This is a genomic window from Maribacter sp. C-4077 (genome assembly GCF_055378385.1).
Window position 1 is genome coordinate 1,329,610 of sequence record NZ_AP038807.1, and the last position, 13,009, is coordinate 1,342,618.

General features: G+C 39.9%; 18 protein-coding genes. 3 read left to right on the forward strand and 15 right to left on the reverse strand.

From position 1 onward, the window contains the following. Window positions 1-21: 21 nt before the first annotated feature. Window positions 22-396: a DUF3127 domain-containing protein gene (locus ACZ41C_RS05700; RefSeq protein ID WP_138256927.1), complete on the reverse strand. Its 375-nt coding sequence runs from the start codon at window positions 394-396 to the stop codon at window positions 22-24. A 126-nt stretch (window positions 397-522) separates the two neighbouring features. Here ACZ41C_RS05700 and ACZ41C_RS05705 point away from each other — a divergent pair, with 126 nt between their 5' ends. Together ACZ41C_RS05705 and ACZ41C_RS05710 are read left to right on the forward strand one after the other, a co-directional pair. After that, window positions 523-1,671: a sensor histidine kinase gene (locus ACZ41C_RS05705; protein ID WP_138256926.1), complete on the forward strand. Its 1,149-nt coding sequence runs from the start codon at window positions 523-525 to the stop codon at window positions 1,669-1,671. 2 nt (window positions 1,672-1,673) lie between these two features. Continuing rightward, window positions 1,674-2,030, forward strand: a complete 357-nt coding sequence (locus tag ACZ41C_RS05710) for a hypothetical protein (protein WP_464564897.1) — start codon at window positions 1,674-1,676, stop codon at window positions 2,028-2,030. On the opposite strand, the gene ACZ41C_RS05715 is transcribed toward ACZ41C_RS05710, so the two are convergent. The 6 genes from ACZ41C_RS05715 to greA all read right to left on the reverse strand — a co-directional run bounded on the left by ACZ41C_RS05715 (window position 2,020) and on the right by greA (window position 5,691). After that, window positions 2,020-2,409: an HIT family protein gene (locus ACZ41C_RS05715; protein ID WP_464564898.1), complete on the reverse strand. Its 390-nt coding sequence runs from the start codon at window positions 2,407-2,409 to the stop codon at window positions 2,020-2,022. The two genes, ACZ41C_RS05710 and ACZ41C_RS05715, sit on opposite strands and share 11 nt — an antisense overlap. A gap of 394 nt (window positions 2,410-2,803) precedes the next feature. Continuing rightward, the gene (locus ACZ41C_RS05720) at window positions 2,804-3,316 is read right to left on the reverse strand and encodes a hypothetical protein (protein WP_464565783.1); all 513 of its coding nucleotides are present in this window, start codon (window positions 3,314-3,316) and stop codon (window positions 2,804-2,806) included. 142 nt (window positions 3,317-3,458) lie between these two features. After that, complete coding sequence (locus ACZ41C_RS05725) at window positions 3,459-3,722, reverse strand: hypothetical protein (protein WP_464564899.1); 264 nt, start codon at window positions 3,720-3,722, stop codon at window positions 3,459-3,461. A 6-nt stretch (window positions 3,723-3,728) separates the two neighbouring features. Continuing rightward, window positions 3,729-4,070, reverse strand: coding sequence for a hypothetical protein (locus ACZ41C_RS05730; RefSeq protein WP_464564900.1), 342 nt, complete (start codon window positions 4,068-4,070; stop codon window positions 3,729-3,731). Window positions 4,071-4,483: 413 nt separating this feature from the next. Next, window positions 4,484-4,990, reverse strand: coding sequence for a hypothetical protein (locus ACZ41C_RS05735; protein ID WP_464564901.1), 507 nt, complete (start codon window positions 4,988-4,990; stop codon window positions 4,484-4,486). 224 nt (window positions 4,991-5,214) lie between these two features. Continuing rightward, window positions 5,215-5,691, reverse strand: coding sequence for a transcription elongation factor GreA (gene greA / locus ACZ41C_RS05740; RefSeq protein WP_138256923.1), 477 nt, complete (start codon window positions 5,689-5,691; stop codon window positions 5,215-5,217). A 133-nt stretch (window positions 5,692-5,824) separates the two neighbouring features. On the opposite strand from greA, the gene ACZ41C_RS05745 reads away from it, so the two are divergent. After that, window positions 5,825-6,262 carry a Rieske (2Fe-2S) protein gene (locus tag ACZ41C_RS05745; protein WP_464564902.1) on the forward strand — a complete coding sequence of 146 codons (438 nt, stop codon included), beginning with the start codon at window positions 5,825-5,827 and terminating at the stop codon, window positions 6,260-6,262. A gap of 90 nt (window positions 6,263-6,352) precedes the next feature. Here ACZ41C_RS05745 and ACZ41C_RS05750 read toward each other — a convergent pair whose 3' ends face one another. From ACZ41C_RS05750 to ACZ41C_RS05785, 8 genes are all read right to left on the reverse strand, one after another. Then, window positions 6,353-6,586 (reverse strand): PLDc N-terminal domain-containing protein, encoded by a 234-nt coding sequence (locus ACZ41C_RS05750; protein ID WP_138256922.1) that lies wholly within the window; start codon window positions 6,584-6,586, stop codon window positions 6,353-6,355. A gap of 66 nt (window positions 6,587-6,652) precedes the next feature. Then, window positions 6,653-8,833, reverse strand: coding sequence for a TonB-dependent receptor (locus ACZ41C_RS05755; RefSeq protein WP_464564903.1), 2,181 nt, complete (start codon window positions 8,831-8,833; stop codon window positions 6,653-6,655). Between the two features lie 40 nt (window positions 8,834-8,873). Further along, the gene (locus tag ACZ41C_RS05760; protein ID WP_464564904.1) at window positions 8,874-9,065 is read right to left on the reverse strand and encodes a hypothetical protein; all 192 of its coding nucleotides are present in this window, start codon (window positions 9,063-9,065) and stop codon (window positions 8,874-8,876) included. A 472-nt stretch (window positions 9,066-9,537) separates the two neighbouring features. Next, window positions 9,538-9,846: a hypothetical protein gene (locus ACZ41C_RS05765; protein WP_154917970.1), complete on the reverse strand. Its 309-nt coding sequence runs from the start codon at window positions 9,844-9,846 to the stop codon at window positions 9,538-9,540. A gap of 223 nt (window positions 9,847-10,069) precedes the next feature. Further along, complete coding sequence (locus tag ACZ41C_RS05770; protein ID WP_464564905.1) at window positions 10,070-11,608, reverse strand: DUF4301 family protein; 1,539 nt, start codon at window positions 11,606-11,608, stop codon at window positions 10,070-10,072. Continuing rightward, the gene (locus ACZ41C_RS05775; protein WP_464564906.1) at window positions 11,605-12,168 is read right to left on the reverse strand and encodes an AAA family ATPase; all 564 of its coding nucleotides are present in this window, start codon (window positions 12,166-12,168) and stop codon (window positions 11,605-11,607) included. The genes ACZ41C_RS05770 and ACZ41C_RS05775 overlap by 4 nt, the downstream gene beginning before the upstream one ends. After that, window positions 12,129-12,761 carry a nicotinamide riboside transporter PnuC gene (gene pnuC, locus ACZ41C_RS05780; RefSeq protein WP_464564907.1) on the reverse strand — a complete coding sequence of 211 codons (633 nt, stop codon included), beginning with the start codon at window positions 12,759-12,761 and terminating at the stop codon, window positions 12,129-12,131. The genes ACZ41C_RS05775 and pnuC overlap by 40 nt, the downstream gene beginning before the upstream one ends. Beyond that, window positions 12,745-13,005 (reverse strand): hypothetical protein, encoded by a 261-nt coding sequence (locus tag ACZ41C_RS05785; protein ID WP_138256916.1) that lies wholly within the window; start codon window positions 13,003-13,005, stop codon window positions 12,745-12,747. The genes pnuC and ACZ41C_RS05785 overlap by 17 nt, the downstream gene beginning before the upstream one ends. Window positions 13,006-13,009: the final 4 nt, after the last annotated feature.

Here is a 13,009-nt window from a genome sequence, read left to right on the forward strand (position 1 = left end):
AAATAGCTTTCGTAAATCTACTTAAAAAGGTAGATCGTCATGGTCCTCCTCGTTAAGACTGTCGGCAGGCTCAAAGGCTTCCATGGGCGGTACTGGAGGCATTCCTTCCGGTTGGGAAGGTGTCAGGTTTTCAATTCTCCAGCCTTGAATGGAATTGAAATATTTGGTTTCGCCTTGGGGATTTGTCCATTCCCTACCTCTTAGATTGATACTGATCTTTACATCCTGTCCAACCTTGTAGTTGTTCAACAAATCACATTTGTCCTGTACAAACTCAACCATAAGATGTTGGGGATATTGCTCGTCTGTAGTGACTACAACTTCACGCTTTCTAAAACCGTTATTACCAAATGTTTGGGTATCCCCAATCATTTTTACCTTTCCTTCTATTTCCATCTTAATGCTCTTTTAATAAATAGAAATCAAAAATAAACAAAATGAACGGGGAATAAAACTGTAGGACAATCAATACACAACAAATAATCGCATTTTGGGTTATCTTTAGTAGTACAAAATTTCTGGATGAATTTTAGTCCTAAAAACAAGATGTCCAATATATTCCTAGTTGTTGGCTCCTTTATCGTTGTGAGCCTGATACTCTGGAATACTAATAGCTTTTTTAAGACCTTTAAGGAAGAGGAACGTCTAAAGATGGAGATTTGGGCCACGGCCCAATCAGAATTCCTACAATCTGCGGAGGATGTTGATTTGGGCAGCCTGCATTTAAAGGTTTTCCAAAACAATACATCAACGCCCATGATCCTTATCAATAAGGACAGCTCCATTAGAACGAACAATATACCCACGGAACTGGCCAAGGATTCCCTTTACATTTCGAAAAAACTAAGGCAGTTCCAGGACGAGAACGTACCCATTTCCATTGATCAGCAGGGCGAACATTTGGCCACGCTCTATTATGGAAATTCTGAAGTCTTAAACAAATTGAAGTTTTATCCTATTGCCTTACTTCTCATCATTCTGCTATTTGGGGCGGTAATCTATTTCCTGTTCAAAACGAACAAGGCATCGGAACAGAACAAATTATGGGCGGGCATGGCGAAGGAAACTGCGCATCAAATAGGCACCCCACTTTCCTCATTGCTAGGATGGAACGAACTGTTGAAAACCGAAAATATCAATCCGGACATCACCAAGGAAATAGAGAAGGATATTGCCCGATTGCAGACCATCACGGAACGGTTCTCAAAAATTGGCTCCCTTCCAAAACTGGATGCGAGCGACATTGTCGTTGAAACCAGGAATGCCTATGACTACCTTAAAAGGCGGAGTTCCAAGCTTATCCATTTTTCCTTCAACTCAAAAGTGGAGAATGCCCAGGTTTTATTGAACAGGTCGCTGTATAATTGGACCATTGAAAACTTGGTGAAGAATGGCATCGATGCGATGAAAGGCAAGGGAAGCATCGCCATAGAGATCGTTCCCAACGGAAAATATGTGAATATTCTCGTGGCCGATACCGGTCACGGAATCCCCAAAAGTAATTTTAATACTATTTTTAACCCCGGCGTGACCACAAAAAAACGAGGATGGGGCTTAGGGCTATCCCTCGTTAAACGAATCGTGGAGGAATATCATAACGGTAAGATAAAGGTACTCTCCTCTGGCAAAGAGGGAACCATCATGCAAATTACGCTTAAAGTACACCAATAGTCATGGCAAAGGAAAAACTGAAAGTAATCAAGGAAGCGGACTTGACCAATAACTGTCCGGAGTGTTTTAACCAGGACCTAAAGTTGACCTTTTATCAAAAACATACCTACGGACGTTTTTTCCACAAAACAACGAACGAAATAAGCAACCAGATTGTCTGCAGAAAATGTAGCTCGATGATCTATCCCGTTAAATGGACCGATGATATAGAGCGTCTGTTCGATTATTATCAAAAGACGGTCGTGCCCGAAAAGAAATCCACCAAACCCACCTTCCTATTTTTTATAATCCTTTTGCTGATGATCGCGATTGCGGGTATTGGGGTCTACTTCTTTTTGGGAGGAACCATTAAAGTTTAGCAGCGATCGCTTCGGCTACCTGCTTGAATTCCCCTTCCGATAGTTTCACCTTTTTTTGAAAGGTGGCGTCCTGCATGGAGTTCAAAGGAATCAAATGTACGTGCACGTGCGGTACTTCCAGGCCAATCACCGTCATCCCCACCCGTTTACATGCCACGGCCCGTTCAAGGGCTTTTCCAACCTTTCGGGAAAATGCCATAAGCCCCATATAGGTAGCCTCTTCCAAGTCCAATATTTTATCTACCTCCACCTTGGGAATGCATAAGGTATGGCCTTTTGCGTTGGGATTAATATCCAAAAATGCCAAATAGTTTTCATCCTCCGCAACTTTGTAACATGGGATTTCTCCGTTGATGATTTTAGTGAATAGGGTTGCCATGGTTATGATTTTTAAAATAAAAATACGATGGTTTTGTCGAATTTTAAAGGGTTCGGTTCTAAGAGAAGCTTACAGCCTAATTTACTTTTATCAATTCTCTAATTCCGTGTCCGTACTAAAATAGATTTTTGACTTGTCCTGAGGCAACGAATCAAACTCCTTTTTGGCTTGATAAAACCCAATTCCTATTACGATAATGAGAATGGCTAATTGAATTAGCCTTAATTTTTTATTTGATTCTCGAAATATTAAAATCAAGCTCCAGATCAGTATACAGATGATTATTGCGAAGAATATTAAAGCTATAATGGGACTAGTTCCTGAAAGAAATGAATGATTAAGGGCAACAAATAGCCCGATTATAATCGAGAAAATAATTATTGCTATTGTCCTTCTATTCATTTCGTTGGTTAAACCTAATTCCTGTTTTAAACCCACAATATGCAAGAAAAACCAAAAGTAAAATCTGAATTATTAATATCAGATTTGAAATGATATTTAAACTATTATTTTTAAGATTGGCTTCTTGCTCAATTTGTTCCAAATCTATTCCGGCACTTAATGGAGGATAAATAGTCCATCCAGAAGATTGTTGAATAATGTTCTCTACAATCGCGCTAAATCCGTTTATGATTATAATCAGTATGATGGTCGAAATCAATAAAATGAGGTTTGCAGTCAGGTTTTTAAAATTCCTGCATAAAGATCGGATAAGGTAAATCCCAAAAAACAATAAAACTGTAAGTAAGAGGATAAAATGAAAATTGGCAAAAACGAAATAAGTGTCGTGAATATTTATGTCTAAAGTCGCGTCAGGTTTCAGGCCATCCTTTCCAAAAATCAACGCGTTCAATATTAGTACGAGAATTGTAGTGCCAATCAACCAAAATATTTCTTTTCGTTTCAAATTTTTTATTCAGATTACGGTTTTGAGACATGTTCGGTTAGGTGCCACTCGCTAGCGCAAGCGACACGCTTGTACTGGGGTCACAGGCACGAGCAAGATGCTCGCGCCAGCAGGGAAGCATACATTTTGAAGTAGTACTAATTTAACCTAATGGAGAGAATAATACAGATTGAAGTTCCTTAGATTCTATTTTCAATATTTCGACTGGATTACTTCTGTAATATTGAATTTTGTCTTTTATCTCCGTGCTTTCTAAAACTATACATTTAATCACATCGTTAGCTCTAGAATTTCGAAATTCCCTATCATTTACGATATAAAAAGTTTCAGGATCTTTTTTCAGACTTATAATTTTTTCTTTGTTTGTGTCTATTTGTGTTGGGGAAAAGTCAAGAGGTTTTTTCATTATTATTTAGTATTGTTGATTACTCCAAAAATAACCTCCATTTTCGTCAAATATATTCTCCATTTGATCTATTTGTTTTTTTATTGAAAAGGTATCTCTGATTTGTGAAATGCCTAGCCACATTAACCCTACAGCAATTGCATTAAAAAATACTATTCCAATCCAATTATTGATTTCCAGCATGTGCTCCATTGAGGTTTGTCCATCTTCTTCAACAATTATATACTGCCAATATAAAAGTCCCACTCCAAAACCAATCATAAATAGACCATAGATTGGCTTGACAAGACCTCTTCCTATCCAAAAGGTGATGCGGTTAAAAGGTGACATGTCACGATACAATTTCATTTTAGTTCTATTTAAGCCTTTACAATGGACACATTTAATAACCGGAGGGCCGCACGAACTATCGCCACCATACTCCATAAATGACCAAGTTACTTTACAATACCCACATTTGCTAGTTTGATATGTCCCCATAAGATATTTTTATTTTTAAATAAGATGGTAACATTTGTCTAAAAAGACAAGGGTCTTTTTATTAGCCTTATAAATGAGAGTTACTTATTTTCTAGTGTTATTATACGACCAAAAGCACTGTATACTGTTTTTTTTAAAAAGTTAACTAATTCTCGCGCTAGCGCAAGCGTCACGCTTGTGCTGTAATTAGAGGCACGAGCAAGATGTGCGCGCCAACAGGGCATTATTTATATCATACATAATTTATTATAGTGTTAGATTAAACAGAATAATAATATCGGCTAGTACCTCGAAATTATAGTATCCATTGATTGATTTATAGGTATAGACATGTTTTTCCTTTCAGATTTCTCGATAACCTCAAGTCTTGATTCAATTTCTTTCAATTGTTTTTTGTGAATGGTATCTTCTGTATTAATTCTTAACCATACTGCCAAAACGGCAACGGTCAATGAGGCAATAGGAATAAATATTTGTGCGAAATTTTTTAGGTAACCTAAAATTATATCCCAATTTTTATTTATATATTTTTTATTTGAGAACGAATTAAGTCCATCGACAGTTTCAATAATATATGAGTCAGAAGCCTCCAAGTATTTAATCTCATTGTTAGCTCTCAATTCAGATATAACAACTGCGTATAATCTTTTATTTTTCCCAACAAGATTTATTATATCCGACTTAGGTACTTTAATGTCTCCTACCGCTCGTCCATTTTCATCCATCCCAGCGGTAAGCTTATCAGCTAAATTCTTTAATATTTTATGTTTGGTTAGATTGTATCTCATTGAATATTTGCTAAAAATTGTATAAACACACCTAATTACGTTTAAATCTATTTAAGTGTAAGATACTTATTTTCTAATGTTCATAAAGGATACCAAAAGAACAGCATAGTATTTCCTTTGAGTCACTAAACTAGTTCTCCATACTGGTCCAGAATAGCATATAGCAAAACAAAAATCCCACCATGGTTGCCATGATGGGATTAAAATTAGATAATTAGAAAATATTATTCCCGCGTGATTTCAAGAATATCGAATTTCATGGTGCCGTTGGGTACGGATATTTCCGCCACTTCGCCCACGCTTTTCCCTAACAATCCTTTTCCAATAGGTGAGTTCACGGATATTTTTCCGGATTTTAAATCAGCTTCGCTTTCCGCTACCAGTTTATATTTCATCTCCATGCCGTTGGTCTGGTTCTTTAACTTTACGGTAGACAGTACAAGCACTTTGGACGTATCCAATTGGGACTCGTCAATCAATCGGGCATTTGCCAAGGTCGCCTCCATTTTGGAAATCTTCATTTCCAGCAGTCCCTGGGCCTCCTTGGCGGCATCATACTCCGCGTTTTCGGACAAGTCTCCCTTATCTCGGGCATCCGCAATGGCCTGGGAAGCCTTGGGCCGCTCCACATCCCTCAAGTAATTCAATTCCTCCTTTAACTTTTTAAGTCCCTCAGCAGTGTAATATGATACGTTACTCATTAGTTCATCGTTTTATAAATAGCAAAATCCTCTATAACAGCCATATACCCATGACTTTTTTAGAGAGGATTTCCCACAAATATATATAATTTTGTACAAATTTAAGTATCGAATTCCCAAACATTCTAACCCCATGAAACGCATATCCGCTCTTATTCTTTTTCTGTTTTTTCTGGCCTGCGACAACAACACCACCAACCGCAATCCCTATCTGCAGGAAATCAATTTTAGGTTCGATGCCAACCTTAACCTTCCCTTTTTTAACCCCTTGACCAACACGGGAAGTGCGGTCTTGGTAACACAGGATGGCGTGGGTACCCGAGGGGTTTTTATAATTAATGCCGGATTTAACCAGTTTCGAGCCTTTGAGGCCAGTTGTCCCAATCATGCGCCCAACGATTGTTCCACCATGACCTTGAACGGGCAGGTAGCGACCTGCTCCTGTGAGGACTATGAATACAGTCTTTTTACGGGACAGATGCTCAACAGACCGGACGATGGCAATCGCTACTATGACATGTTGGAATATAGAACGAGTTTTGGGGGCAATACTGTTTCCGTGACGAATTAAGCCTTTTTTACAAATAAGAAAGACCCCAAAGGTTTAAAAAACCTTTGGGGTCTTGATTTTCAAACTGTTTCCAAAATAAAAGTCAAGACCCTATTTGGAATAATAATCCATACTTTCTGTTTCATCCTTTTTTTGTGATGGCCCAACAACAAAATAAACTAGAGATCCTATAATTGGTAGGAATAATACTATTAGTACCCGTATCAACTTACTATTATTTTCCTTGAACTCACTCCTTAAAATATTTATTATTGCAATCAAGGGTAGAACAAAAGATGAAACAATTAATAAGAGTAAAAAAGTCTGCCAAATTCCCATGCTCATTTTGATTTTGTTTTAGATTATCCTAATAATTCACAATATAATTAATTTCGATACTAGGTCGACTTCTTAAAAATTAAGGGTTGCTCCCAATAAAAAATTGATACCCGCCTGCGGATAATATCCTGCTCCCTCTATGGTGGTAATCACTCCGGGATTTGAAAAATCGTCATCGAACGTAAAGAAATAACCATTCGATACAATATCCGCATCAAACAGGTTATTTACCAACCCCGAAAACACGATACTCTTCAAAAACCCATTGAACGGAATTTCGTACTGAAAATTCAGGTCGGTTTGGGTGTAGGCGTCCAATACGGAACTTTCGGCATCTATATTCCCCATATACTGTTTGCCCACATATTTGGACAACAAGGAAATTTGGAATGCTTCCGCCGGACTGTAGGTTATCAGGTTTCCGGCTATGATATCCGGGGAATAGGCGATATTGGTATTTCCCAAATTTTGCAACACTCCATCCCTCTGGAACACAAAATCCCTGTTTTTATTGGTACTCAACGTAAGGTTAGGTCTCCAGGTAAATGTATCGCCAAATCGCACTTGTGCATCAACTTCCAGTCCCAACCGATAGCTATCCCCCACATTGGCCCTTAAGGGGGCGCCCACATCATTGAGTTCCCCTGTAAGCACCAATTGGTCCTGATACTTCATGTAGTACAGGTTCGTGTTCACTTGAACATCTGGAGAAATGTAACGCCACCCCAATTCCCAATCGTCTAATTTTTCCGGTCTGGGGCTGCCATTTTCATAATCGTTCCGGTTGGGTTCCCGGTTGGCACGGGCATAGGAGAAGTAGAAATTGTTGTTTCTGTTCAAATCATAGGTAACCCCCGCTTTGGGATTGAAAAAGTTGAAGGTATCATCTACCAAACCCGTGTCCTCACCATTGGCCCGGTACCCTACCGTTCTATATTGTAAATCACCGTAGAGCGACCAATGCTCGTTCAGCTTATAATTTGCCTTGGAATAGATATTGAAATCGGATTTTTTAGAGGTATCGTCGTAATAGCGGTCCCTATAGTCGCTATTGCTGGCAAACCTTGCCCAGATGACTTCGCCAAAGTGGTCTCCTTCGTAGTTGTTCCATCCGCCCCCAAAAATCAGGTTCAGGTTTTCCCTATCATACGTTGTGGAAAAAACGGTACCGTAAAAATCATTGTCCAGCCAACGTCGGCGGATCAGGTCAGTGGTGTTCACTTCTTCCCCGTTCACGTTGAGGGGTTCAAAACCGTAGGTTTCAAAAGCATCGTCCTCCCTAAACTGCTCAAAAAATCCCCTCCCCCGGGTATAATGCAGGGCGATGTTGGTACTCCAGGTATCGGACCATTGTTCGTTCCATAAAAGCTGGGCATGGTCCTGTTTGTAGTCGTCCACCTCGTTTTCATAGAATTGAATGTTGCCATTTTCATCGGTATAAATTCCTGACGGATTAAAGGTGCGGTCCGTCCGTAAGGTCTCCGCATCGATTCCGTACCATGCTTGATAGGTAATTTCATGACCTCCAAAAAGCAAGGCCTTGATCAACGTATTATCATCTTTGTAGGCCCCTTGTAAAAAATAGGAATCCAAATCAGACGAGGCCCTGTCGATATACCCATCGGAATTTATACGCGAAAGCCTCCCGGAAATTTCCATCATATCGTTTAGGAGACCCGTGCTGAACTTGATATTCCGCCTAAACGTATTGAAACTGCCGTAGGAAGAAGATATCTGGGCATAGGCATCTTCGGAAAAACCATCGGTCAACAAATTGAGACTGGCACCAAAGGCTCCTGCTCCATTGGTAGAGGTTCCCACACCGCGCTGTAGCTGCAGACTCTCGGTAGAGGAGGCAAAATCGGGCATGTTCACCCAAAACGTTCCCTGCGATTCCGCATCGTTGTAGGGAATTCCGTTGATCGTTACATTTACCCGTGTGGCATCACTACCTCGTACCCGAATACCGGTGTAGCCTACTCCGGCCCCTGCATCGGAAGTAGTAACCACCGAAGGCAAAAAGTTCATTAAAACAGGAATATCCTGACCCAAATTTCTGGGCTTGATTTCTTCCTTTGTCAAATTTGAAAAGGTCACAGGGGACTCCTTGGTAACGCGTACCGCAGAGACAAAGACTTCATCCAGTACTACTTTTTTCCCTTCAAGGGAATCCGTTTCCGTTGGTTGTTGTTGGGCGTAAGCGCCCATGTTTAGGCCCAAAAAGGCCAAGGTTGCGAACATAGAGTTTTTCATTCGTAAAAGTGTTACGAATAAAAGGGGCTATTATTCTGAATTAAACATGAATTTTTGTGAGCGACCCATTGCGAGGGTAAATTTCCAGCGCACCAGCTGGCCCCTCGCTAAAAATATCCACCGGACATTTTTTTAACGCTCGGTCCCTTGGCAGCATTACCTGCCCAGGTTCATTGGGTATAATCTCAGCTTCCTCCTTGTTAGGATTCGGCACCCCTTTGAGATGGCGCAAAAATACACCGCTTGATTCAATAAATCGATATGGGACAACAAAAAAATTGACTTAATAAAAAAGGGAGCCGACTGTCCAGCTCCCTTTACCACCATCAAGATCAATTTCAGGACCAAAACTAGGGTACAACAACCAAAACCTTATGAAAACTCCCAAAACACAACTACCACAATTTGTAATAGCCTGTTTTTGTTGAATCGTCCTGAAACTTAATGGTCCCTTTACAGTTAACGGTTAGTGTTTGACTTTCGAGGGTTCTTAAATTTCTTTACATCTTATAGGACACACTTTTAGCCCTGAGGTCACCTTACCAAAAAATAAAAAGTGAAACGTTTATTTTTGTTGTTTGAAAATCAATAATTTACGAAGTGTTTTTTTTATTTTGCCAATAATCCTTGAAAAGAAAACCTTCATACGTAAATAAAAAAGGCTGCCATGGCAGCCTTTTATAAATCGATTAATACAGTATTCTTCATCTCTTCTTATTCGTAATCCAATTTCCATAAGGATCAATATAGACCGTACGCCTGGTACCACTTTTTAATACCATGACCAACTTAAATATTCCTTTAGAATTTCTATAGGCCGCTCCCAACTTTGATGTTGGATATTCCTTTAAAATTTCTTCCACTACGGCGGGGGTCAACTCACTAGACGGAATTCTTTCATAATCGTCGTTTACCATTTCAATTTTTGAAACTTTTCCCATTTGGTAGGAATATGCATGGGCGCTCATTATCGTTGCAAAAACCACTATGCTAAATAGGATATACTTTTTCATTAGATATTTTTTGTTAATGATTCGTACTTACTTTTATTTACGGGGTCATTGCCGAGTTGGATGTTTGACTATAAAACTTTACTTTTTTTTAACGCAAAAAGAGGTTATACCCAGTATGTCTAAAAAAAACATGGGCATTATTCATTATGTTAAGACTTATGTTCTTTGAGATAAAAAAAGTGCGTAACAAGTACACACTTTTTAAACTTACTTCTTGGTTATTTTAAGCTTGATGCGAATCCTTTAAAAGATCCAATACCGTCTTCACCGGATTGAAGGTTACCAATGGAACCTCTACGAAAATGGTATTCCAGTGTGCCATGGCTCCGTTCCACAACCCCGGAAGCTCCAAAGCCTTCAATTCCTTGCCATTCATGGTCTTACCAGTGATAAACCCCTGTTTGGCGTCCACAAAATCCAAGAGATTGTATTTGTTTCCTTTGAAGTCGCGAATACCACAGACCAAGTCCACCGGATTGAAGTGGGTCGAATTTTGTAGAATGTCCACTTGCTTTGGGTTATCCATATCGATTTGGGCAGATTCTATTATCTGTAATGAAATCTCACCATCGGCATTTTTTATCCAAAACGGACCGCCACCCGGTTCGCCTTCGTTTTTCACCATACCACAAATGCGGATGGGCCTATTGATTTTGGATTTTAAAACATGCGTCTTTTCCGTATTGGATAGACTATGGAAATCCATCGAAAATTTTACATTCAGTTCTTCGGATAAGAAAACCCTTATTATATCCAGTTCTTTTTTGGAGACACTTCCCTCATCTAGCATTTTAGCATATTCAAAAGCTTTTTTCTGGACTTTCAGCAAGACACCTGCCAAGGTCTTTTTGCTGTCCGCGACCGCTTTTGCATCCTGCATTACGGCCACGTTATCGATATTCTTTATGAAAATAACGTCGGCATCCTGTTCATTTAAATTCTCTATCAAGGCACCGTGCCCACCTGGTCTGAACAAAACGGTGCCATCCGGATTCCGAAAGGGTTCATTGTTCATATCTACGGCAATGGTATCCGTTGAAGGTTTCTGAAACGAATAATCCACGGTATAGTTTATCCCCGTTTCTTTGGAAACCCTTTCCCCAACCTGATCCAATTCTGTCTGGAACATTTCTTCATGCTGTTCGGATATCGTAAAGTGCAGTTTACTGCCACTGGAGGAACTTGCATACAGCGCACCTTCCTTTAGGTGTTCCTCAAAAGGTGTCGCCGTATTTTCTTCATATTTATGAAATGGCAATAATCCTTTGGGATAAAATCCATAATTCAACGCATCCTCGCCTAATAGTTCCTTTACGAACAAATAGACCTTTTCCCCTTCAGAATTAAAACTATTGGGAAGCCTGTCCATTACCTTTCTATAAAAGGGCATTTGTTCCAAACCTTCGGAAAGCTTTTTGATATCCTTGTCACCCGTCCTCTCCAGGTAATCCTCAAGGGATTCGTTGGCAGGGTTATAGCTATCCAAAAAAGAAAAAAGTGCCTTGAACATTCTGGAAGCCGCACCGGATGCAGGCACGAACTTAAGTATATCCAAGTGCTTAACTTTGGATTCGTAATGGTCGATTAACTCCCTTTCTTCCACCTCCGTAAAACGAAGAATCCCGTTACCAACAACGGCGGCACTTTGCAAATCCACAAAGGGAATTCCTTCCTTAAATGTGTTGATTTGGTCCTCCACTTTTTCCTTGGCAATCCCCTTGTTTGCCATTTGTTTCATATCCTGTTCCGATAGTGCTATCATTTTCTGCGTAAATTATCTATGAGTTCAACTGCACGCTTTAGGCGCTCTTTTTTATTTCCTTTTAAGATACTAAAATTGCGTTTATACTTTTCCAAGGTAGCCTTAAAATATTCGAACATTTGTTCCCTTTCATTAGGTTTGTCCCTAAGGTCGTCCGCTTCCCAAGGTGTATCGATATAGGTCAGCAAATAAAGATCATAGGAATTCTCTAAAGCATACTTTTCCAAAATAGGGTCACAATCCCCAACGTAATAGGCCTCTGAATATACTTTGGTTTCCAAGAGATCGGTATCGCAAATAAGAATTTCCGTTGCTTTTTTGGTGAGTTCGTTTTCCAGGCGCATTTGACCTTCGGCAATGGGCAAGAGGTCTTCCGGTTCACAGGTTTTACGTTCGTTGTCCCATTTGTTCTGTAGGTACTCCCGCGCATATTCCGGCACCCAAACCGTATTATAATGTTTGGCCAATTGTTGGGACAAAGTCGTCTTTCCCGTGGATTCAGGCCCAAAAAGCACTACTTTTAGGATGCTTGAAGGATGTTGTCTATACTTTTCTTCCATTCAAAATAGCCTTGGATAGCCAAGATGGTAAATATAAGATATTGCAAGGATAGCATTCCCCAACCCCTGTAGGCATAAAGTGGAACGGTAATGACATCCGCCAAAATCCAGAGCGTCCAATTCTCCAGTTTTTTAAGTGCCATATACCACATTCCAGTGAAGAAAATGCCCGAGGTGATAATATCGATATAGTTCGATGGACCCACCTCCACATCAAAAATTCGATATACGATATAGGTAACGACCATGGTCAGCAGAAAAAGTCCAAAACCGATGCTTTTTTCCCTTGCACTGGTCCTTGAAATCTGGACAATCTTTTTATCGTTCTTGGTCCTGGCCCAATTCCACCAACCGTAAACGCTCATGACCGAAAAATAGAAGTTCATCATCATATCGCCCAGCAATCGGTCCCTATATAAAAGATACACAGTGAGGACCGTAGCGACCAAACCCGTTGGGTACACCCAAATATTTTCCTTCTTGGCGTACCAAACACTTAAAATGCCGGTTACGAAGACAATGGCTTCAATGACTATGATAAAGGTCTCCTTATCCCGGTAGGGCCCAAGGAAAAAATCAAAAATGGGGCTCATAGGCGCTTCTGTCGGACTTTACCAATTTCATGTACATCAAGCCCTTGTCCATGAGTTCAAAGGCAATTTTTACTTCGGTCTTCAGCACATCCATAACAGTTTCATAGGGTCCGAAAACCTGCGTACTTAAGGGATTTTCCAAAACGACCAGTCCGGAATTTCTAAGTTTTTTGATAAAATTGATGATATGTTCCTCAAAATCGTCCTGTAATGGGGAAAAAGTAAGTTCTACGGATATGTCCATATAA

Excerpts from the sequence above, each read along its gene's own strand:
- ACZ41C_RS05700 (WP_138256927.1), bottom strand. The coding sequence starts at position 396 with ATGGAAATAGAAGGAAAGGTAAAAATGATTGGGGATACCCAAACATTT.
- ACZ41C_RS05705 (WP_138256926.1), top strand. The coding sequence starts at position 523 with ATGAATTTTAGTCCTAAAAACAAGATGTCCAATATATTCCTAGTTGTT.
- ACZ41C_RS05710 (WP_464564897.1), top strand. The coding sequence starts at position 1,674 with ATGGCAAAGGAAAAACTGAAAGTAATCAAGGAAGCGGACTTGACCAAT.
- ACZ41C_RS05715 (WP_464564898.1), bottom strand. The coding sequence starts at position 2,409 with ATGGCAACCCTATTCACTAAAATCATCAACGGAGAAATCCCATGTTAC.
- ACZ41C_RS05725 (WP_464564899.1), bottom strand. The coding sequence starts at position 3,722 with ATGAAAAAACCTCTTGACTTTTCCCCAACACAAATAGACACAAACAAA.
- ACZ41C_RS05730 (WP_464564900.1), bottom strand. The coding sequence starts at position 4,070 with ATGAAATTGTATCGTGACATGTCACCTTTTAACCGCATCACCTTTTGG.
- ACZ41C_RS05735 (WP_464564901.1), bottom strand. The coding sequence starts at position 4,990 with ATGAGATACAATCTAACCAAACATAAAATATTAAAGAATTTAGCTGAT.
- greA (WP_138256923.1), bottom strand. The coding sequence starts at position 5,691 with ATGAGTAACGTATCATATTACACTGCTGAGGGACTTAAAAAGTTAAAG.
- ACZ41C_RS05745 (WP_464564902.1), top strand. The coding sequence starts at position 5,825 with ATGAAACGCATATCCGCTCTTATTCTTTTTCTGTTTTTTCTGGCCTGC.
- ACZ41C_RS05750 (WP_138256922.1), bottom strand. The coding sequence starts at position 6,586 with ATGAGCATGGGAATTTGGCAGACTTTTTTACTCTTATTAATTGTTTCA.
- ACZ41C_RS05755 (WP_464564903.1), bottom strand. The coding sequence starts at position 8,833 with ATGAAAAACTCTATGTTCGCAACCTTGGCCTTTTTGGGCCTAAACATG.
- ACZ41C_RS05765 (WP_154917970.1), bottom strand. The coding sequence starts at position 9,846 with ATGAAAAAGTATATCCTATTTAGCATAGTGGTTTTTGCAACGATAATG.
- ACZ41C_RS05770 (WP_464564905.1), bottom strand. The coding sequence starts at position 11,608 with ATGATAGCACTATCGGAACAGGATATGAAACAAATGGCAAACAAGGGG.
- ACZ41C_RS05775 (WP_464564906.1), bottom strand. The coding sequence starts at position 12,168 with ATGGAAGAAAAGTATAGACAACATCCTTCAAGCATCCTAAAAGTAGTG.
- pnuC (WP_464564907.1), bottom strand. The coding sequence starts at position 12,761 with ATGAGCCCCATTTTTGATTTTTTCCTTGGGCCCTACCGGGATAAGGAG.
- ACZ41C_RS05785 (WP_138256916.1), bottom strand. The coding sequence starts at position 13,005 with ATGGACATATCCGTAGAACTTACTTTTTCCCCATTACAGGACGATTTT.